Origin of the sequence: Candidatus Planktophila lacus (assembly GCF_002288385.1) — a bacterium.
GTDB lineage: Bacteria > Actinomycetota > Actinomycetes > Nanopelagicales > Nanopelagicaceae > Planktophila > Planktophila lacus_D.
The window spans coordinates 406,148-425,186 of the sequence record NZ_CP016783.1; the positions used below are offsets into that span (position 1 = coordinate 406,148).

Sequence of the window (19,039 nt, forward strand, 5' to 3'; positions counted from 1 at the left end):
CAACTTAATGGAACCTGTGAGGTTAAGTGTTGGCAAAGGAAAGATGAAGTATTGGTTGAGGGTTTTGCCCTAGCGGAAAAGGCTACTGGTCGGTAACATCTGCGCTATGAAGATCGCCGTATGCGTAAAGCAGGTTCCAGATTCATGGGCCGAGAAGAAGATGGTCAATGGAGTACTCGATCGCGAAAGCGTTGATGCAGTACTTAATGATCTTGATGAATATGCCGTTGAAGAAGCGTTGCGTATCGCAGAAGCTCATGGCGGCAATGAAGAAGGCGGCGCAAATACCGTCACGGTGATTTCGATGGGGCCAGAGCGCGCAACTGAAGCAGTTCGCAAAGCGCTTTCCATGGGTGCAAACGATGCAATCTTGGTAACTGATGGCGCGCTCGCCGGTGCAGATGCGCTTTCAACATCTGCAGTTCTCGCCAAAGTGATTTCAGATGGCGGCTATGACTTAGTAATTTGTGGAACTGAATCAACTGATGCGCGCATGAGCGTTGTACCAGCGATGATCAGCGCTCGCCTAGGTTGGGCGCAGTTAACTTTTGCTTCCAAGGTAACCGTTGATCCTGCAGGAACAGTTGCAATTACCCGCGTTACAGAAGCTGGCGTTGATGAAATCTCTGCGGCATTTCCTTGCGTGATTAGCGTTGTTGAGAAGATCAACGAACCACGTTACCCATCATTTAAAGGAATCATGGCAGCGAAGAAGAAGACGATTGAACAGAAAGATTTAGCAGCAGTTGGCGCCAGTGCACAAAACGCTTGGTCACAAGTAAACGATGCAACCCCGCGCCCACCACGCGCTGCAGGTTTGAAAGTAACCGATGAAGGTAGCGGCGGAGAAGCGCTAGTTAACTTCCTAGCAGAGAAGAAGTTGATATGAGCAAAGTATTTATCCTCGCTGATTTTTCAGGTGAAAAGGCGAGCAAAACAACGGCAGAGCTAGCAACTGCTGGAGCGCGTATTGGTTCAGTAACAGCAGTTGTTCTTGCTGCCGCAGGTAAAGGGGCAGCGCTTGCTGCAACTGTAAATCAAGGTCCGATCGCCAACGTCTTGGTTGTTGAATCAGATGACTTTGCACAATTTGGCGTTGCTGCATCTGCCGATGCTCTAGCAAACTTGATCAAAGAGAACTCCCCAACTGCGGTTCTGATTGCATCTCATGCCTTCGGTAAAGAAGTCGCTGCCCGCGTTGCAGTACTTAATGAATCCGGCATCATCACAGATGCAGTGGATGTCTCAGCAGATGCCACTGCAACACAGTTGGTATTCGGCGGTTCAACAACAGTTCACTCAAAGGTTTCTCACGGAACACCAATCATTACCGTTCGCCCAAATAGCGTGGAAGCAGATCTAACTGCTGCAACACCCGCGATCGAAAACGCAACTGTTGCGATTTCAGATGCGGCGAAGAAATCAAAGATCTCTTCTTCACAACCTCCGGTTAAAGGTGGACGTCCTGAGTTAACTGAAGCAAATATCGTTGTTTCAGGTGGTCGCGGTACAAATGGAGATTTCGCAGCGGTTGAAAAATTCGCCGACGAACTCGGCGCCGCAGTTGGTGCATCACGTGCGGCAACTGATGCCGGTTGGTATCCACATTCACATCAAGTCGGACAGACCGGCAAGAGCGTTAGCCCACAGTTATATGTTGCTTGCGGAATTTCCGGTGCGATCCAACACCGCGCGGGTATGCAGACATCTAAGACAATAGTCGTTGTAAATAAAGATCCTGAAGCACCGCTCTTTGATATCGCAGATTTCGGCGTTATCGGCGATCTCTTTAACGTCTTGCCGCAGGCTACGCAGGGCATCTCAGCGAAAAAGGGTTAATTACCGTCGTCAACTAGACTGCTCCAATGAGCGTCTACCTAGATCATGCGGCAACTACGCCGATGGCTGATGCTGCGATTGCAGCGATGACTAGCTCACTCTCCAAGATCGGCAACCCTTCTTCACTTCACACACAGGGGCGCGCGACGCGTAAAGATGTAGAAGATGCGCGCGAAGTAATTGCCAAGGCCGTTGGCGCGTTGCCTTCCGAAATTATCTTTACCGGTTCTGGAACCGAAGCAGATAACGCGGCAATAAAAGGTTTGTTCTGGAAATCTGGCAAGAAAGTAATTGTGATCAGCGCCGTTGAACACCACGCGGTTCTAGATCCGGCGCGCTGGTTGGTCGAACATGAGGGCGCAGAGCTAATTGAAATTCCCGTCACCAAGACAGGTCTCATTGATTTAGATTTCCTAAAAGAGTTAATCACAAAGCGCGGCAACGAGATCGCTTTGATTTCAGTTATGCACTCCAATAACGAGACTGGTGTAATTCAACCGGTTGGCGAAGTTGTAAAGATCGCCGGAGATATTCCAGTTCACACTGATGCGGTTCAATCATTTACCAAGACGCCACTTTCTTATAAAGATCTCGGCGTAATGTCGATGGCACTTAGTGCACATAAAGTTGGTGGACCACTTGGCATCGGAGTCCTAGTGCTTCGTCGCGCCATTGAAATTCCTGCGCTCTTGCATGGCGGGGGACAAGAGCGCGAAATTCGCAGCGGAACTTTAAATGCGCCATCGATCGTCGCCTTTGCCGCAGCTGTAGAAAGTTCAAATTACGATTCTGCGCGAGTAAGTGCCCTACGCGATCGATTTGAAAGTGGGCTACGCGCGTCAGTGCCTGATGCTTATATAAATGGTGTGGATGCACCGCGCCTGCCTGGAATCACTAACGTCACCTTCCCCGGAACACAGAGCGATTCTCTTCTCTTGTTAATGGACTCTGAAAAAGTTTCTTGCTCAACAGGTGCGGCTTGTAGCGCAGGCGTGCACCGTCCTAGCCATGTCTTACTTGCGATGGGCCACACCGAAATAACTGCACAATCTTCACTACGTTTTTCTTGCGGCGCCACCTCAACCGAATCCGATATCGATTTCGCCTTATCTGTCCTTCCCACCGTTATTAATCGCGGCAGAGCGGCGGCCTCCAAATGAAGATAATCGCAGCGATGAGCGGTGGCGTTGACTCTGCAGTTGCAGCAGCGCGCGCAGTTGAAGCAGGACACGAAGTAATTGGTGTGCATTTAGCTTTAGCTTCAAACCCACAGAAGTATCGCTCCGGTGCGCGCGGTTGTTGCACCATTGAAGATTCACATGATGCTCGTCGCGCCGCCGACAAGATCGGCATTCCTTTCTATATCTGGGATATGGCCGAAGAATTTCATCAAGGCGTTGTTGAAAACTTCCTCGCCGAATATGCAGCAGGTCGCACACCTAACCCATGTCTGCGTTGCAACGAGAAGATTAAATTTGCCGCAGTGCTTGATCGCGCAAAGGCGATGGGATTTGATGGCGTTGTTACTGGACACTATGCGCGCACCCAAGAAGGTCCGATGGGTCGCACCCTGCACCGCGCGATTGATCCGCTAAAAGATCAATCTTATGTTTTAGCAGTTTTAAACACCGAACAAATTAGCGGTGCGATATTTCCATTAGGCGATACTGAAAAAGTTGATATCCGCATTGAAGCCGAAGCCCGTGGGTTAGCAGTTGCTCAAAAGCCCGATAGCCACGATATTTGTTTTGTTCCATCCGGTGATAACGCAGGTTGGCTGCGCGATCGTTTAGGAAGTGAAACAGGTTCGATCGTTGATCAATCGGGCACAAAGATCGGCGAACATAAAGGCGCTTACACATACACAATCGGCCAACGCAAAGGTTTGGGACTTACCGTTCCAACTGCCGATGGTTCACCACGCTTTGTATTAAAGATCGAACCTGTTACAAATACTGTCGTTGTCGGATCACGTGAAGAGCTAGCGGTGAGCCAATTGCAAGGTGAGAAAACAATTTGGTGCGGTCCAGCCATTGATGAGAAACCACTTCGCGGTTTTGTTCAGGTTCGCGCCCATGGCGCACCTCTTGATTGCACTTATTACTACTCAGATGGCCGTTTGGTTGCAGATTTAGATAAGCCGCTACTTGGTATCGCCAATGGCCAAGCGATGGTTATTTACGATGGTGATCGCGTAGTGGGTTCAGCAACAATTTGCGAGAGCACATGAGCAACCAAGCACGCCACCGTATTACCGAGTTAACAAATGAAATCCGCGATCACCAATTTAAATATTATGTTTTAGATGCTCCAACAATTACCGATGCGCAATTTGATGCGCTGCTAAAAGAGTTAGGGGCGCTAGAAGCCAAACATCCTGAGCTCCTTGCGCCTGATTCACCATCACTAGGCGTTGGTGGGGGATTTGCCACAACTTTTGATCAACACGATCACATCGAGAAGATGATGAGCCTTGATAACGTCTTTGATACTCAAGAGCTTGCCGCTTGGTTTGATCGCGTTGAAAAAGAGATCGGCGAAACCTCTTACCTCTGCGAGTTAAAGGTAGATGGCCTTGCGATCAACTTACTCTTTGAAGATGGCCAGTTAACTCGTGCGCTTACCCGCGGTAACGGTGTTACCGGTGAAGATGTAACGCTGAACGTTAAAACTATTAAGGGTTTGCCACATTCTCTTAGCGGCAAGAAAGTGCCAACGCGTATTGAAGTTCGTGGTGAGGTCTTTTTCCCACTGGCAGCCTTTCAAGAGTTAAATGATGGTTTAGAAGAATCCGGTAAGTCACTCTTTGCCAATCCTCGAAATGCTGCCGCTGGTTCACTTCGCCAGAAAGATCCACGCGTTACGGCATCTCGCCCACTTAGCGTTGTTGTTCATGGAATCGGTGCACGTGAAGGACTTACCTTTACCGAACAATCTGCAGCCTATGAAACTTTAAAAGGCTTAGGGCTACCTACAAGTGAGCGTTTTAAAGTCTGCGGATCGCGCGCTGAAGTTGAGAAATTCATTGAGTATTACAACGAACATCGCCACGATGTTGAGCATGAGATCGATGGAGTTGTTATCAAAGTAGATTCAATTGCAGAACAAGAAAAACTTGGGTTTACATCTCGCGCACCGAAGTGGGCGATCGCTTATAAGTATCCGCCGGAAGAAGTCACCACAAAGTTATTAGATATCAAGGTCAGCGTTGGTCGCACAGGCCGTGTAACACCTTTTGCATATATGGAACCTGTCAAAGTTGCTGGATCAACGGTTACCAATGCGACCTTGCATAACGCGCAAGAAATCGAACGCAAAGGTGTTTTGATTGGCGACGTTGTAATTATTCGTAAAGCTGGCGATGTAATCCCGGAAGTCCTTGGCCCAGTTCTTGATAAGCGCACCGGTAAAGAGCGCGCCTTCGTTATGCCAACGCAATGTCCTGATTGCGGTTCTGCGCTGCGTGCGATCACTGAAGGCGATGTTGATATTCGTTGCCCAAATACCCAGAGCTGTCCGGCGCAGTTACGTGAGCGCATTTACTACATCGGCTCACGCGCCGCGCTAGATATTGATGTGATGGGTTATGAAGCAGCAAACGCGCTATTAACAGATGCGATCATCGTTGATGAATCAGATCTATTTGGTTTAACAACAGAGAAGTTAATGCGCTCTGAATTCTTTACCAAGAAAGATGGCAGCGCGGGAAAGAATATTGAAAAGTTACTGGCCGCTCTGGAAGAGGCGAAGTCACGTCCACTTTGGAGGGTAATAGTTGCGCTCTCTATTCGCCACGTAGGACCAACGGCTGCGCAAGCGTTAGCAAATACCTTTGGCGATATGCACGCGATCGCTAAAGCAGACGCGCAAGAGCTTGCTGACATTGATGGCGTCGGTGAAACTATTGCGCAATCAATCATCGAATGGTTTGCCGTTAATTGGCACCGCGAAATTATTAAGAAATGGGAGAAGGCCGGAGTATTAATGCAGGCGCAAGCGGCTGCAGATCTTCCGCAAACTTTGGCAGGGCTTACCTTTGTTGTTACTGGCGGGCTAGAGAAATTCACACGCGATTCGATCGCCGAAACAATTACCGCCCACGGCGGAAAACCTGCAAGTTCGGTCTCTAAGAAAACAGATTATGTCTTGGTCGGCACAGATCCCGGATCTAAGTTGGCCAAGGCCCAAGAACTCGGCGTCACCATCATCGATGAGGCGCGCTTTTTAGAATTACTAGACGGGCGGGGGTAGTCTGTACCCATGATTAACCAATCGGCTTTGACCAACCTAGCCTCTGAAACCGTACGCGAACTTCCTGCATCTCCTGTTGCTTTCGGCGTCGGCACATTTATCGTCTTTGTAGTCTTTCTCTATCTAGTACTTCGTCTAGATCAATAATTTTTCTCACTAGGGAAATTTCATTTGGCAAAGATCGCTATCTACGGCGGAACATTTGATCCTATTCATTTAGGTCACCTTCACGTAATTACCGAACTATTAACTCGCGAGATAGCAGATCGAATTCTTTTAGTTCCAGCAGGACAGCCCCGCTTGCGAGATCAAGAACCAGTTGCAGCAGGTTCAGATCGTCGCGCAATGTGCCAGGCAGCGTTAAAGGATTTAGCTCCTGAAATTGCTAGCCGCGTAGAAGTAAATCCAATTGAAATTCTGCGCTCCGGCCCGAGTTACAGCATCGATACCGTCTTCGCTGTTGCCCAGACTTATCCGGGAGATCAAATACTTTTGATTTTAGGCACAGATGCCTTTAGCAAGATCGCAGATTGGCATCGCAGCAAAGAATTACAGGATATGGTCGACTTCATTGTTATCGATCGCCCAGACTTTCCAGGTTCGCCGAATCTGGATATCAATGCGCTCAACGTATCTGCAACTGCGGTACGCGCTGGTGAGATAGAAAGTGTTTCACCGCAGGTAGCCGCTTATATAAAGGAGCACAACCTCTATGCCAGCAAGTAAGAGCGTTACAGAGTTAACTCAAGTTGCAGCCCGCGCTGCTGCCGAAAAATTTGGCACAGAGATGATCGCCATTGATCTTTCAGATCAGATGGTTCTCTCAGAAGTATTTCTCATTATTACCGGTGCAAATATCCGCCAAGTCGATGCCATTGCAGATGAGGTTGAAGAAAAACTCCGTTTGATTGGTGAGAAGCCGGCCCGCCGTGAAGGCACCGACGAATGGGTGTTGCTTGATTATTCAGATCTAGTTGTGCATATCCAAAGTAGCGAACTACGCCGTTATTACATGCTCGATCGCCTCTGGAATGATTGCCCAACAATTGAACTCGATGTCGTAAAGGAAACTGTGGCAGATGGCAGGTAAGAACAATCGCATTCTTCTCTGGCGCCATGGCCAGACTGATTGGAACGTTGTAAACCGTTTTCAGGGACACTCTGATATCGAGTTAAATAGCGTTGGAATTTATCAAGCGCAGCTTGCCGCACCGATTATTGCCGTCATGGAACCAACTGCAATTTTAAGTAGTGATCTATCACGTGCTCGCGTTACCGCATCAAAACTTGGCGAGATCGTAAATATGGAAGTACTAGTTGACGAACGTTTACGTGAAACCAACGGCGGACACTGGGAAGGTAAGACCGGCGCTGAAAATCGCGCGGCAGATTTAGAAAATTTTGTGCGTTGGATCGATGGCAACGATAACCCTGCTGGAACTATTGGTGAGAGTCGGAGCCAAGTTGCAGCTCGCGCAAGTGCAGCAATCGATGAGTTCTTAGGCGATAAAGAGAATCAATTAATTGTTGTTGCAACTCACGGCGGTACTGCGCGTTGTTTAATCGGTCATTATCTACATCTACCGATGGCGCATTGGGGAAAGATCGGTGGGCTTTCAAATGCGCGCTGGTCTATTTTGCAGACTAGCCCTAAGGGTTGGCACTTAGCCGAACATAACGCCGGCTCTATCTTGGAGCCAGTATTCGGTGAAGAATCTGGCGCTGATGTGCCAGATCACGTGCGCTAGAGTTACCCTCTCGTACAGCACGGGGATATGGCGCAGTTGGTAGCGCGCTTCCATGGCATGGAAGAGGTCAGGGGTTCGAATCCCCTTATCTCCACTCAATTTATTTAAAATATTTAATTTAAATGAAAAGAATGGAAAGTAAATGTCTATCGTCACCACAATTCCACGTGGCTGGAGCGCATCTGACATTGGTGATCTCACCGGTAAATCATTCTTAATCACAGGTGGCACCAGCGGTATCGGTAAAGAGACTGCGCTTGAACTTGCTCGTGCGGGCGCCCACGTAACAATCACTGCACGTGATGCTGCAAAAGGCGCTGCAGTTGTCGCTGAGATCGCTAGAGAACGCGTTGATTTTAAGCTACTTGATTTAGCAGATCTGGCATCAGTTAAGAAATTTGCCAAGGAATTTACCAAACCCATTGATGTTTTAATTCTTAACGCTGGCGTTATGGCTACGCCATTTTCGCTAAGTAAAGATGGCTTTGAATTGCAGATGGGTACTAATCACTTAGGCCACTTTGCGCTAGCTGGTTTACTTCGTGACAAGGTGAGCGAAAGAGTTGTCGCCGTATCTTCACAGATGCATCGCGCCGCCCGTATCTCTGGCATGAGTTCAGATGATCTGCGCAATCGCGCCCGCGGAATTGGCGCATATAACCCTTGGTCGGCATATGCCTTAAGCAAACTCGCTAACTTACTTTTCATCCATGAATTCGAGCGTCGCAGTAGTCGCAATAATTGGAATATCGAAGCAGTGGCTGCGCACCCAGGCTATGCCGCAACAAATTTAATTAGCGGGGCAACTGTGCAAGATCGCGCTGGCGCACTTGCCAATACATTATTTGCACAGAGCGCCGGACGTGGTGCGCTACCAACGCTCTGCGCCGCAACTTATCCGGGGCTATATGGCGCCTCATATATTGGACCAGATGGATTTATGGAGATGCGCGGATATCCAAAGCTCACCCGCGCCGCTGCAATTGCATACGATCAACAATTAGCGGCGCAATTATGGAGCGTTAGCGAAGAATTGACTGGCGTTACTTGGGGCTAAAGCCCGATAAACTAAGTTAATGACCACTCCACGCGATGAACAAACGCATGCTGCGTATGACTTCGCCTATGTGCAGGAAAAGTGGCTTCCAGTTTGGGACAAGTTAGAGCCATTTAAATCAGGTCGCACAGACGATAAGCGCCCTAAGAAATATGTCTTAGATATGTTTCCTTATCCATCCGGTGATCTACACATGGGCCACGCTGAGGCATATGCACTTGGCGATGTAATCGCGCGTTACTGGATCCAAAAAGGTTTTAACGTCATGCACCCAATCGGTTGGGATGCCTTCGGTCTACCAGCGGAAAACGCTGCTATTAAGCGCAATGAAGATCCGCGCATTTGGACCTACGAAAACATCGCAACGCAGAAAGCATCGATGCGCCGTTATGCCTGTTCTTTCGATTGGGATCGCGTCTTTAACACTTGCGATCCTGAGTACTACAAATGGAACCAATGGTTATTTATCGAACTTCACAAGCGCGGACTTGCTTACCGTAAAGATAGCGCCGTTAACTGGTGCCCAGGTTGCCAGACAGTTCTTGCCAACGAGCAAGTAGTTGCTGGCCTTTGCGAACGTTGTGACACTGCCGTTACCAAGAAGAAGTTAAATCAGTGGTATTTCAAGATCACTGATTACGCCGATCGTTTGCTCGATGATATGAAAGAGCTCGAAGGTAAGTGGCCAGATAAAGTCCTTACGATGCAGCGCAACTGGATCGGTCGCTCTCAAGGTGCCAACGTTAACTTCGTTATTGAAGGCCGCACAGAACCTGTAACGATTTACACAACCCGCCCAGATACTTTGTACGGCGCTACCTTTATGGTCGTTGCTGTTGACTCAGAACTTGCGGCAGAACTTGCTAGTGGCACACCTGCCGAAAGTGAATTTAAAACTTATCTCGAATCTGTAAAGGCTGCCTCTGATATTGATCGCCTGGCAACAGATCGCCCAAAGAGCGGTGTCTTCTTGCAACGTTATGCGATCAACCCAGTAAATGGTGAGAAGTTACCGATCTGGGCATCTGATTATGTTTTAGCCGATTACGGAACTGGCGCGATCATGGCCGTTCCAGCGCACGATCAACGCGACTTAGATTTTGCTCGCGCCATGAAACTTCCTGTGCGCGTTGTTGTGCAGAGCGATGAAGAAGATCCAACTGCTTCAGGCGTTGCAACTACTGGTGATGGAAAGCTAATTAATTCAGGCTCACTTGATGGACTTAATAAAGTAGATGCGATCACTGCAATCAATAAGCAGTTGGAGGCAGATGGACTCGGAAAATCTGCACGTAACTACCGTCTGCGTGATTGGCTCGTTTCACGCCAGCGTTACTGGGGCACACCTATTCCAATCGTTCACTGCGAAAAGTGTGGCGAAGTACCAGTTCCAGCAGATCAATTACCTTTAACGCTTCCTGATGCTAAAGGTCTTGATCTAAAGCCAAAGGGTCAATCACCACTTGCTGCAGCAACAGATTGGGTTAATACCTCTTGTCCAAAGTGTGGCGCAGCAGCGCTTCGCGATACCGACACCATGGATACCTTCGTAGATTCCTCTTGGTACTTCCTGCGTTATCCATCTTCAACTAACCATAACGAACCATTCTCGCGCGCCGATATCGATACTTGGTTGCCAGTTGATCAATACGTTGGCGGCGTTACTCACGCAATCTTGCACCTACTTTATTCACGCTTCTTCACAAAAGTTCTGCATGACATCGGAATGCTCGGCTTTACCGAACCATTTACCCGCCTGCTCAATCAAGGCATGGTTGTAATGGATGGCTCTGCAATGTCTAAATCTCGCGGCAACTTGGTTCGCCTCTCGGATGAACTTGAAAACCACGGCGTAGATGCGATTCGTTTATCTATGGTCTTCTCAGGTCCACCTGAAGATGATGTCGATTGGTCTGATGTTTCACCATCTGGTTCTGTTAAATTCTTAAGTCGCGCTTGGCGTTTATCAGGTGATGTCACATCAAAGCCTGGCGTTGACTTCGCAACTGGCGATATCGCACTACGCAAAGCAACTCATAAAGCCTTGCATGATGCCGCATTCGCTGTTGAATCCTTCCGCTTTAACGTTGCCATCGCGCGTGTTATGGAGTTAGTAAATGCAACGCGTAAGGCGATTGATTCAGGACCAGGTGCTGCAGATCCTGCAGTGCGCGAAGCCGTTGAAGCAATTGCGATCATGCTCTCACTTGTTGCTCCATTTACCGCTGAAGAAATGTGGGATCGCCTAGGCCATAAGCCAGCGATTGCAACTGCCGGATGGCCAGTTGTGGATGAAAAGCTATTGGTTGCAGATGCAGTTGAAGCCGTTATTCAGATCAATGGCAAGATCAAAGAACGCATCGAAGTTCCACCAACCATTACCGATTCTGAGATCGAAGCGCTGGCTCTGTCCCACCCAACAATTGCCGCTGAGTTAAATGGTGCAACACCGAAGAAAGTTATCGCGCGCGCTCCAAAGATCGTCAATATCGTTATTTAGCCACAGCCCAATTAACTTCTTAACGGAGAAAAGTTAAAGCCCTGCACAATCTGGGCTATGAATTCCATACTTGAAAACTTTCGCTCCTGGTGGAGCCATATCTCCTTCACCTCGCCCCAGAAACGCTCACTGCTCGCGCTTTCTGCAATTGTTGTTGCAACATCTGCTTTCTTTGTTGTTCGCGGTACATCTCAGGAAATTGAAGTCGTTGCACCTGAATTAACTATGGTCGAAAGCGTTGCACAGGTAACCGTTGATGTTGCTGGCGCTGTTACAAAACCCGGCGTTTACTCACTGCCAATTAATTCGCGAGTAATCGATGCGATAAAGGCGGCCGGCGATACCGTTAAAGGCGCTGATGTTTCAGATATAAATCTGGCGCGCATCATTAAAGATGGCGAACAGGTTTATATTTATCCACCACAGAAAGGTGGCAGCGCTGCACGTGTATCACCACAGCGCACCAAGGCGAAGGTAACTGGCCCAATCTCGTTAAATCGCGCTAGTGCAAAAGAGCTCGAATCACTTGATGGAATCGGCCCTGTTCTTGCCGCCCGCATCGTTGCCTATCGAAAAATAAACGGACCGTTCTTAACAGTTGAAGATCTGCTTAAGGTCTCTGGGATAGGCACGGCAAAGTACGGACAATTTAAAGAGAAGTTACGCGTCTAATTGATTACCGCGCCTTAGCTTTAGGAGGGGCGGTTTGGGTTGGTGCACTTACGCAAAGTTGGATGGCGCCGTGGCGAATTTCTCTCGGCGCCATCTGCTTTGTTCTGTTGGCACTTTCACAGAAGAAGCGGCGAGTAATTGTTCTGGTAATTGCGCTGACCTTGGGTTCAGTGGTGATGTCGATGCGTCAGCAGAGTCTGGAATCAAGTGCGGTTGCAAATTACTTTCAAAGCACTGTTGAAGTAAGGGCGCTAATAACTACCGATCCACAGCGCACAGCAAAGCGGGTAAGCGGACAGAACTTCTTGCCACCGAGTTATAGCTTTTTGGCATCGCTACGGCAGATTGATAGTGGCAGCGAAAAATTCAATCTGCGAACTCCAGTGCGGATTATTACCTCCGATAAGAGCGTGGTTGGCTTGCTTCCAGGTCAGTGGATTTCTTTAAGCGCCAGTGTCTTAGAGAGTAAAGAGGCGCGCACTGGTGCGCTCTTGATTGCACGCGGTTCGGTTACAGCAACTACCGAAGCAAGTTCATGGGCAAAATCTTTAGCGGCGATCCGTTTAGGACTTCGCAACGCAAGTGGTTCAGGAGATGGCGCATCGCTTATCCCCGGAATGGTTCTGGGGGATACCTCACTGCAGAGCGATCAATTCAAGAGCGATATGCGTAGATCTGGGTTAACGCATCTAGTAGCAGTAAGTGGTGCCAACTTTGCGATCGTTTCGGCATTTGTCTTATGGTGCATGCAATTTCTCTTTCGCAGTATGCGCTTTCGCATTATTGCCACTGCGATCGCGCTTATTTGTTTTATCGCACTGGTTCGTCCTTCACCATCCGTTCTGCGTGCTGCAGCAATGGCTGCGGTATTACTTATCTCTTATGGAACCAGGCGCGGTGCTGATTCATTGCCGGCGTTGGGATTTGCGATCGCACTTGTTGTAGTTGGCGATCCCTGGCAGGCGCGCGAACCAGGTTTTGCACTCTCAGTTCTAGCAACTGCAGGGCTGCTGCTCTATGCCCCGCGGGTTACCAATTTCTTTGCACGAGGTGTTCCGAAGTTATTGGCGCAAGCTGCTGCACCACCGATTGCAGCGATGGTCTTCTGCGCACCTGTCATCGTTGCTTTGTCGGGCTTTCTATCTCCCGCATCCTTGTTTGCAAATCTCTTTGCCGCACCTGCCGTTGCACCGATAACTATCACCGGCTTTATCGCAGCGCTGATTTCACCACTCTTTCCGCAACTTTCTACCTTGCTAATTACCTGCGTTAAACCTTTAGCGATCTGGATCGCCTGGGTTGCTGATTGGGCCGCTGGTTATCGCGTCTTAACTCTGCAGAAAGGTTTGATTGGTTTTCTAGTTATTGCAGTAGTTATTGCCCTCTTTTTGCTAGCGCCAAAGCGGTTGGTAGTAACTGTTGTTGTATTAGTGCTGAGCCTTTCTTACATGCAACGTTTTCCAGCAGGGCAGTGGCAGGTTGCTAATTGCGATATCGGACAAGGCGATGGCGCCGCGATTAACTTAGGCAACCACCGCGCAATAGTGATTGATACCGGTCCCGACCCAGAGTTGATTGATCGTTGTTTAAAACAACTCGGTGTTCGCGAGATTCCGCTTTTGATAATTACCCATGGCCATGCAGATCACATCGCGGGTTGGCCAGGTGTAACCAAGGGGCGCAAGATTGGCCTGACTTGGTATCAAAATGTAAAGCGTGGTGCACGTGCGCAATTGCAAAGCACGCAAGGCCCAGTTGATATTGAAGTCTTATGGCCAGATTCTGGAAGTTACGATCCCAATAACTCAAGTATCGCGGTGCGAATTACAACTAAGGATTACACCTTATTTGCAGGTGGCGATATGGAGCCGTTATCGCAAAGCATGATCGCATCGACTACACGCGAAGTAGATATCTATAAAGTCTGCCATCACGGTTCGGCTTATCAAGATGAGATCTTTACCAAGGCGCTTTCGCCACAAGTTGCGATGATTAGCGTTGGCGCGGGAAATAGTTATGGCCATCCAGCGCCTGCCACCCTTGAACTATTGGAGGCGACAGGCGCTAAAGTACTGCGTACCGACAGAGATGGCGCGATCGCAATTAGCGCCCGTAACCATCGCCTTAAGGTGCGAACCAGCAGATCGAAGTTAACCTTTCTCCGTTGGGAATGATTTTCTAAAATAATTTAAGTAGATGAGGAGCTGCGATGAACGATTTCTATCTCATCCTTGGCTCTGAAGCGGCGCTGGCAGATCGCGCGCTCTCTAAAATTTCTGCACAGTTAAAAGAGGAAAAAGCGGAAGTAACCACTATCTCGGCCGCAGATGCGATTGTCGGAGATATCTCTGATGCACTTGCCCCATCACTATTTTCTGAACGTCGCGCGCTGATCATTAAAGATCTGCAAGATCTACCTGAAGAATCTCGTGATGAAATAACTCGCTATCTGCCAGAGCCAGATGCCACAACCACGGTGATCTTTATCCATAAAGGCGGCGTAAAAGGCAAGGCGCTACTTGATGCGATTAAGAAAGTTAAGCCCGAAATAATTGCCTGCGAGCCGCTAAAGAAAGATGCTGAAAAAGAGCAATTTGTTAAAGAGCTATTTCTAGATTCTGGCCGCAAGGCATCACCTGGCGCAGTTGCAGCCCTTGTCGGTGCACTCGGCGGAGATATGCGCGAACTACAACAAGCAGTTTCCCAGATCGCACTCGATGCACCTGCGGGAGTAATTGATGAAAAATACATCGATGAATTCCACCAAGGCCGCGTTGAGACAACTGGCTTTGATGTTGCTGATGCAACTATTGATGGCAACTTACCAACTGCGTTGATTTCATTGCGCAGCGCAATTGAAACTGGCACAGATCCAGTAATGGTGACATCGGCAATCGCATCCGCACTTCGCAGCCTGGCAAAAGTTTCTGGTTCTGCCACCGGTGCTAAATCTTTCGAACTTGCCGGACAACTCGGTATGGCGCCTTGGCAGATTGATAAAGCCCGTCGCCAATTGCAAGGTTGGACACCGCGCGCACTTTCCAAGGCGGTTCAAGCGATCGCTCTGGCAGATGCACAGGTAAAGGGAGCAGCGACAGATCCGATCTATGCCCTCGAAAAAGCCTTGGCCACGATTACCGCCGCCCGCGCTGCTAGATAACTCCCAGATAAGTCCTAAGTCAGGCGGGGATTTCAACTCAATTTGAGCCTGCGCCCCCTGCGCTGATAACCTACGCCTCTGCTGAGATTACCAAAAGGGTCATCCAAGCTTTAAACGTTCGGAGTAATACACGTGGCAAATATCAAGTCGCAGATCAAGCGCGTTAAGACCAATAACAAGGCGCAAGCTCGCAACAAGTCTGTCTCTTCATCTGTAAAGACCGCTGTTCGCAAATTCCGCGAAGCAGTCGTAAAGGGCGATGCAGCAACAACCACGACTGAACTCCGCGCCGCTTCAAAGGCTCTAGATGTTGCAGTAGCAAAGGGTGTTGTTCACCGTAACACTGCAGCAAATAAGAAGTCTTCAATGGCTAAGGCAGCTGCCAAAGCCGGCGCTCGTTAATTTTCTTTCCACCAGAATTAAAGCCCAAGTTAAGTTAGAGGTCGCATAAGTGCCTGCAATTCCAATTGCCAAGGCTCCGCAACCGGCAGCGACAAACCCCGCGCAGATACGTAACTTCTGCATCATCGCCCATATCGATCACGGCAAATCAACGCTGGCAGATCGCATGCTCGGCATCACCGAAGTTGTAGAAGCTCGCAATATGCGCGCGCAATATCTAGATCGCATGGATATCGAACGCGAACGCGGCATCACCATTAAATCGCAAGCGGTCCGTCTGCCATGGCGCAGCGGTATCGATGGCCAGGAATACATCCTCAATATGATCGATACTCCTGGGCACGTTGACTTTACCTACGAAGTTTCGCGCTCGCTCGCAGCATGCGAAGGCGCAGTGTTGCTCGTGGATTGCGCCCAAGGAATCGAAGCGCAGACTCTTGCCAACCTTTACTTGGCGATGGAGAACAACCTAACGATTATTCCTGTTCTAAATAAGATCGATCTCCCAAATGCGCAGCCCGAAAAGTTTGCGGCAGAACTTGCCCGCTTAATCGGTTGTCAACCAGAAGATTGCTTACGTGTATCTGGAAAAACTGGCGATGGCGTTGCCGACCTTCTAGATCAAATCGTTGCACAGATTCCCGCACCAGTTGGCGATGCCAACGCACCTGCGCGCGCACTTATCTTCGACTCTGTATATGACTCATATCGCGGTGTGGTTACCTATGTTCGCGTTATCGATGGACGCCTTAATCCACGCGAACAGATTCAAATGTTCTCAACTGGCGTTCGACATGAAGCACTTGAAGTCGGCGTTATCTCACCAGAGCCACTACCAAGTAAAGGTTTAGGCGTTGGCGAAGTAGGTTATTTAATTACCGGTGTAAAAGATGTTCGACAGTCACGTGTTGGTGACACTGTCACTAACTATCAAAACCCAACAAAGACCGCACTTGCTGGTTATAAAGATCCCAAGCCAATGGTCTTCTCTGGTCTCTTCCCACTAGATGGCGCAGATTTTCCTTTACTTCGCGATGCGCTAGATAAGTTGCAGTTAAACGACGCAGCCCTTGTTTATGAACCAGAGAGCTCTGCAGCACTTGGCTTTGGTTTCCGCTGCGGTTTCCTCGGTCTTTTGCATATGGAGATCGTGCGCGAGCGTCTAGAGCGCGAATCCGGAATCAGTTTGATTTCAACCGCCCCAAACGTGGTCTATCGCGTGATGCTAGAAGATGGCAAAGAATTTATCGTTACCAACCCGTCAGAATTTCCTGATGGCAAGATCAATTACGTCAAAGAACCGATCGTAAAGTGCACCATCCTTGCGCCATCTGAATACATCGGCACAATCATGGAGCTCTGCCAAGAACGTCGCGGCACGATGCAGGGGATGGATTACATCTCGGAAGATCGCGTGGAAATTCGCTACACCTTGCCACTTGCTGAAATTGTCTTCGATTTCTTCGATCAGCTAAAGAGCCGCACCAAGGGTTATGCCTCACTTGATTACGAAGAACTCGGTGACGAAGAAGGCAATCTCGTTAAGGTCGATATCTTGCTCCAGGGCGAGGCAGTAGATGCCTTTAGCGCAATCGTTCACCGCGATAAGGCTTACTCATATGGCGTAATGATGACCGGCAAACTTCGCGAACTTATTCCGCGCCAACAGTTCGAAGTTCCTATTCAAGCCGCTATTGGTTCACGCATCATCGCGCGCGAGAGCATCCGCGCGATCCGTAAAGATGTTCTTGCTAAGTGTTACGGTGGAGATATTTCTCGTAAGCGCAAACTTCTGGAAAAGCAGAAGGAAGGTAAGAAGCGCATGAAGATGGTGGGACGCGTTGAAGTTCCGCAAGAAGCCTTCGTTGCAGCCCTTGCCACAGATGCTGATATCGAAAAGATTAAAGCCGCGCGTAAGCAAGACTGATCGTGCTCTCATTCTACGTACATATCCCGTACTGCATTAAGCGCTGCGGATATTGCGACTTCAATACCTACACACCTTCTGAACTCCAAGATGGCGCAACCCTTGAGATCGTCTCTAACGATTACATCGACGCAGTTTTGCGTGAGCTAGAGAGCGCTCCTAAAGATCAAGTTCCGACAATCTTCTTTGGGGGAGGTACGCCTTCGCTATTGCCGGCCCATGATCTCGGTCGAGTAATCACCGCGATCAAGGCGCGCAATGGTTTAACTGCTGATTGCGAGATAACACTTGAGGCAAATCCAGATTCAGTAACGCAAGAGAAGTTATCTGCCTATCTCGCCGCAGGTTTTAATCGCATCTCATTCGGTATGCAATCTGCGCAACCTCATGTTCTAGCGGTGCTTGATCGCACCCACAATCCGGCAAATGTAAAGCGCGCAGTTGATATGGCACGAGCTGCTGGATTTGAAAGCATAAGCGTTGATCTAATTTACGGAACACCTGGTGAATCACTGGAAGATTGGCGCAGCACCGTAACGGAGGCGCTATCGCTGGATATCGATCACATCAGCGCTTACGCGCTAATCGTTGAGACCGGCACCAAACTTGCGGCGCAGATCAAACGCGGTGAGTTAACTATGCCAAATGATGATCTGATGGCTGATATGTATTTGCTAGTTGATCAGATGTGTAACGCTGCAGGTTTGAATTGGTATGAACTATCTAACTGGGCAAAGCCTGGCAAAGAGTGCCTGCACAATATTGCGTATTGGAAGAGCGCTAATTGGTGGGGTCTTGGGCCGGGAGCGCATTCACATGTTGATCGCAAACGATTCTGGAATGTAAAGCATCCAACTGCTTACAAACAGAAGTTATTTGCTGGCGAATCACCAATTGCAGATTCAGAGGATTTAACAGTTGAACAATTACGTGATGAATCAATTATGTTGGCGATTCGGATGCGTACTGGTTTGGCGCTCTCGCTATTGACAGATAGTGCAAAAGAAAATTTAGAAGCATATAAATCATCGGGCCATCTAGAGTTAATTGAAGGTGCCTTCCAATTAACAGCACAAGGGCGGTTAATCGCCGATCGTTTAGTCCGAGAGGCGCTGGGCTAAGCGCCTGTAGTACCTTTAGCCCATGACTACTAGCGCAACGATCATCCTGGCATTTCTCGCCGTCGTATTTGTTATCTCTGGCCTTTCTAAAGCTAGCGGCAACGATAAGGGCCTATCTGGCACCCGCGATGTAAATGTTAAAGATGGAATCGCGCGCGTTATTGGCTTCTTCGAAGCGCTATTGGCACTTGGCTTAATTCTTGGCCTCAAGTGGAATTGGATGGCTTACTTCCCACTCGTTGGACTTTGGTTCACCATGGCCGGTGCAATATTTGTTCACTTCAAGGCAAATAAGGCAAAGACTGCATTCCCTGCCTTCTTCCTCTTAACTTTAATTTCTATCGCGCTAGTTTTGATCTAGA

The 19,039-nt window shown here is 48.9% G+C and carries 18 protein-coding genes and 1 tRNA gene; all 19 read left to right on the forward strand.

Going from position 1 to position 19,039, the window contains the following annotated elements:
- Positions 1–106 precede the first annotated feature (106 nt).
- The 19 genes from A1sIIB60_RS02035 (at position 107) to A1sIIB60_RS02120 (ending at position 19,038) form a co-directional block, all read left to right on the forward strand.
- Positions 107–889, forward strand: coding sequence for an electron transfer flavoprotein subunit beta/FixA family protein (locus A1sIIB60_RS02035; protein ID WP_095688940.1), 783 nt, complete (start codon positions 107–109; stop codon positions 887–889).
- On the forward strand, positions 886–1,839 hold the full coding sequence (locus A1sIIB60_RS02040; RefSeq protein ID WP_095688941.1) for an electron transfer flavoprotein subunit alpha/FixB family protein: 954 nt from the start codon (positions 886–888) through the stop codon (positions 1,837–1,839). The genes A1sIIB60_RS02035 and A1sIIB60_RS02040 overlap by 4 nt, the downstream gene beginning before the upstream one ends.
- Positions 1,840–1,865: 26 nt before the next feature.
- Complete coding sequence (locus tag A1sIIB60_RS02045; RefSeq protein WP_095688942.1) at positions 1,866–2,999, forward strand: cysteine desulfurase family protein; 1,134 nt, start codon at positions 1,866–1,868, stop codon at positions 2,997–2,999.
- Positions 2,996–4,069 (forward strand): tRNA 2-thiouridine(34) synthase MnmA, encoded by a 1,074-nt coding sequence (gene mnmA, locus A1sIIB60_RS02050; RefSeq protein WP_095688943.1) that lies wholly within the window; start codon positions 2,996–2,998, stop codon positions 4,067–4,069. Before A1sIIB60_RS02045 ends, mnmA begins: the two co-directional genes overlap by 4 nt.
- Positions 4,066–6,090 carry an NAD-dependent DNA ligase LigA gene (ligA, locus tag A1sIIB60_RS02055; RefSeq protein WP_095688944.1) on the forward strand — a complete coding sequence of 675 codons (2,025 nt, stop codon included), beginning with the start codon at positions 4,066–4,068 and terminating at the stop codon, positions 6,088–6,090. Before mnmA ends, ligA begins: the two co-directional genes overlap by 4 nt.
- Before the next feature lie 9 nt (positions 6,091–6,099).
- Positions 6,100–6,237, forward strand: coding sequence for a hypothetical protein (locus A1sIIB60_RS07260; protein WP_190276908.1), 138 nt, complete (start codon positions 6,100–6,102; stop codon positions 6,235–6,237).
- A 24-nt stretch (positions 6,238–6,261) separates the two neighbouring features.
- Positions 6,262–6,816 carry a nicotinate (nicotinamide) nucleotide adenylyltransferase gene (gene nadD, locus A1sIIB60_RS02060; RefSeq protein ID WP_095670848.1) on the forward strand — a complete coding sequence of 185 codons (555 nt, stop codon included), beginning with the start codon at positions 6,262–6,264 and terminating at the stop codon, positions 6,814–6,816.
- Complete coding sequence (rsfS, locus tag A1sIIB60_RS02065; RefSeq protein WP_095670849.1) at positions 6,803–7,180, forward strand: ribosome silencing factor; 378 nt, start codon at positions 6,803–6,805, stop codon at positions 7,178–7,180. Before nadD ends, rsfS begins: the two co-directional genes overlap by 14 nt.
- On the forward strand, positions 7,170–7,838 hold the full coding sequence (locus A1sIIB60_RS02070) for a histidine phosphatase family protein (protein ID WP_095688945.1): 669 nt from the start codon (positions 7,170–7,172) through the stop codon (positions 7,836–7,838). The genes rsfS and A1sIIB60_RS02070 overlap by 11 nt, the downstream gene beginning before the upstream one ends.
- A gap of 21 nt (positions 7,839–7,859) precedes the next feature.
- Positions 7,860–7,932, forward strand: a tRNA-Ala gene (locus A1sIIB60_RS02075).
- A gap of 48 nt (positions 7,933–7,980) precedes the next feature.
- A complete protein-coding gene (locus tag A1sIIB60_RS02080; protein ID WP_095688946.1) occupies positions 7,981–8,895 on the forward strand; it encodes an oxidoreductase in 915 nt (304 codons plus the stop codon).
- Between the two features lie 19 nt (positions 8,896–8,914).
- The gene (leuS, locus tag A1sIIB60_RS02085) at positions 8,915–11,395 is read left to right on the forward strand and encodes a leucine--tRNA ligase (protein WP_095688947.1); all 2,481 of its coding nucleotides are present in this window, start codon (positions 8,915–8,917) and stop codon (positions 11,393–11,395) included.
- 57 nt (positions 11,396–11,452) lie between these two features.
- Entirely contained in the window at positions 11,453–12,067 is a 615-nt protein-coding gene (locus A1sIIB60_RS02090; RefSeq protein WP_095688948.1) for a ComEA family DNA-binding protein, read from the forward strand.
- Between the two features lie 62 nt (positions 12,068–12,129).
- Positions 12,130–14,241: a ComEC/Rec2 family competence protein gene (locus A1sIIB60_RS02095; RefSeq protein ID WP_095688949.1), complete on the forward strand. Its 2,112-nt coding sequence runs from the start codon at positions 12,130–12,132 to the stop codon at positions 14,239–14,241.
- 35 nt (positions 14,242–14,276) lie between these two features.
- The gene (holA, locus tag A1sIIB60_RS02100; protein WP_095670855.1) at positions 14,277–15,227 is read left to right on the forward strand and encodes a DNA polymerase III subunit delta; all 951 of its coding nucleotides are present in this window, start codon (positions 14,277–14,279) and stop codon (positions 15,225–15,227) included.
- 132 nt (positions 15,228–15,359) lie between these two features.
- Positions 15,360–15,629, forward strand: a complete 270-nt coding sequence (rpsT, locus tag A1sIIB60_RS02105; protein WP_095670856.1) for a 30S ribosomal protein S20 — start codon at positions 15,360–15,362, stop codon at positions 15,627–15,629.
- Between the two features lie 49 nt (positions 15,630–15,678).
- Complete coding sequence (gene lepA, locus A1sIIB60_RS02110; RefSeq protein ID WP_095670857.1) at positions 15,679–17,556, forward strand: translation elongation factor 4; 1,878 nt, start codon at positions 15,679–15,681, stop codon at positions 17,554–17,556.
- On the forward strand, positions 17,556–18,677 hold the full coding sequence (hemW, locus tag A1sIIB60_RS02115; protein ID WP_095677206.1) for a radical SAM family heme chaperone HemW: 1,122 nt from the start codon (positions 17,556–17,558) through the stop codon (positions 18,675–18,677). Before lepA ends, hemW begins: the two co-directional genes overlap by 1 nt.
- A gap of 22 nt (positions 18,678–18,699) precedes the next feature.
- Positions 18,700–19,038, forward strand: a complete 339-nt coding sequence (locus A1sIIB60_RS02120) for a DoxX family protein (protein WP_095677207.1) — start codon at positions 18,700–18,702, stop codon at positions 19,036–19,038.
- Position 19,039: the final 1 nt, after the last annotated feature.

What these genes read in the sequence shown, in the direction of transcription:
- A1sIIB60_RS02070 (WP_095688945.1), top strand. Translation starts at nt 7,170, where the DNA reads ATGGCAGGTAAGAACAATCGCATTCTTCTCTGGCGCCATGGCCAGACT.
- A1sIIB60_RS07260 (WP_190276908.1), top strand. Translation starts at nt 6,100, where the DNA reads ATGATTAACCAATCGGCTTTGACCAACCTAGCCTCTGAAACCGTACGC.
- A1sIIB60_RS02040 (WP_095688941.1), top strand. Translation starts at nt 886, where the DNA reads ATGAGCAAAGTATTTATCCTCGCTGATTTTTCAGGTGAAAAGGCGAGC.
- A1sIIB60_RS02080 (WP_095688946.1), top strand. Translation starts at nt 7,981, where the DNA reads ATGTCTATCGTCACCACAATTCCACGTGGCTGGAGCGCATCTGACATT.
- A1sIIB60_RS02095 (WP_095688949.1), top strand. Translation starts at nt 12,130, where the DNA reads ATGGCGCCGTGGCGAATTTCTCTCGGCGCCATCTGCTTTGTTCTGTTG.
- A1sIIB60_RS02045 (WP_095688942.1), top strand. Translation starts at nt 1,866, where the DNA reads ATGAGCGTCTACCTAGATCATGCGGCAACTACGCCGATGGCTGATGCT.
- holA (WP_095670855.1), top strand. Translation starts at nt 14,277, where the DNA reads ATGAACGATTTCTATCTCATCCTTGGCTCTGAAGCGGCGCTGGCAGAT.
- ligA (WP_095688944.1), top strand. Translation starts at nt 4,066, where the DNA reads ATGAGCAACCAAGCACGCCACCGTATTACCGAGTTAACAAATGAAATC.
- rsfS (WP_095670849.1), top strand. Translation starts at nt 6,803, where the DNA reads ATGCCAGCAAGTAAGAGCGTTACAGAGTTAACTCAAGTTGCAGCCCGC.
- mnmA (WP_095688943.1), top strand. Translation starts at nt 2,996, where the DNA reads ATGAAGATAATCGCAGCGATGAGCGGTGGCGTTGACTCTGCAGTTGCA.
- leuS (WP_095688947.1), top strand. Translation starts at nt 8,915, where the DNA reads ATGACCACTCCACGCGATGAACAAACGCATGCTGCGTATGACTTCGCC.
- A1sIIB60_RS02120 (WP_095677207.1), top strand. Translation starts at nt 18,700, where the DNA reads ATGACTACTAGCGCAACGATCATCCTGGCATTTCTCGCCGTCGTATTT.
- A1sIIB60_RS02035 (WP_095688940.1), top strand. Translation starts at nt 107, where the DNA reads ATGAAGATCGCCGTATGCGTAAAGCAGGTTCCAGATTCATGGGCCGAG.
- A1sIIB60_RS02090 (WP_095688948.1), top strand. Translation starts at nt 11,453, where the DNA reads ATGAATTCCATACTTGAAAACTTTCGCTCCTGGTGGAGCCATATCTCC.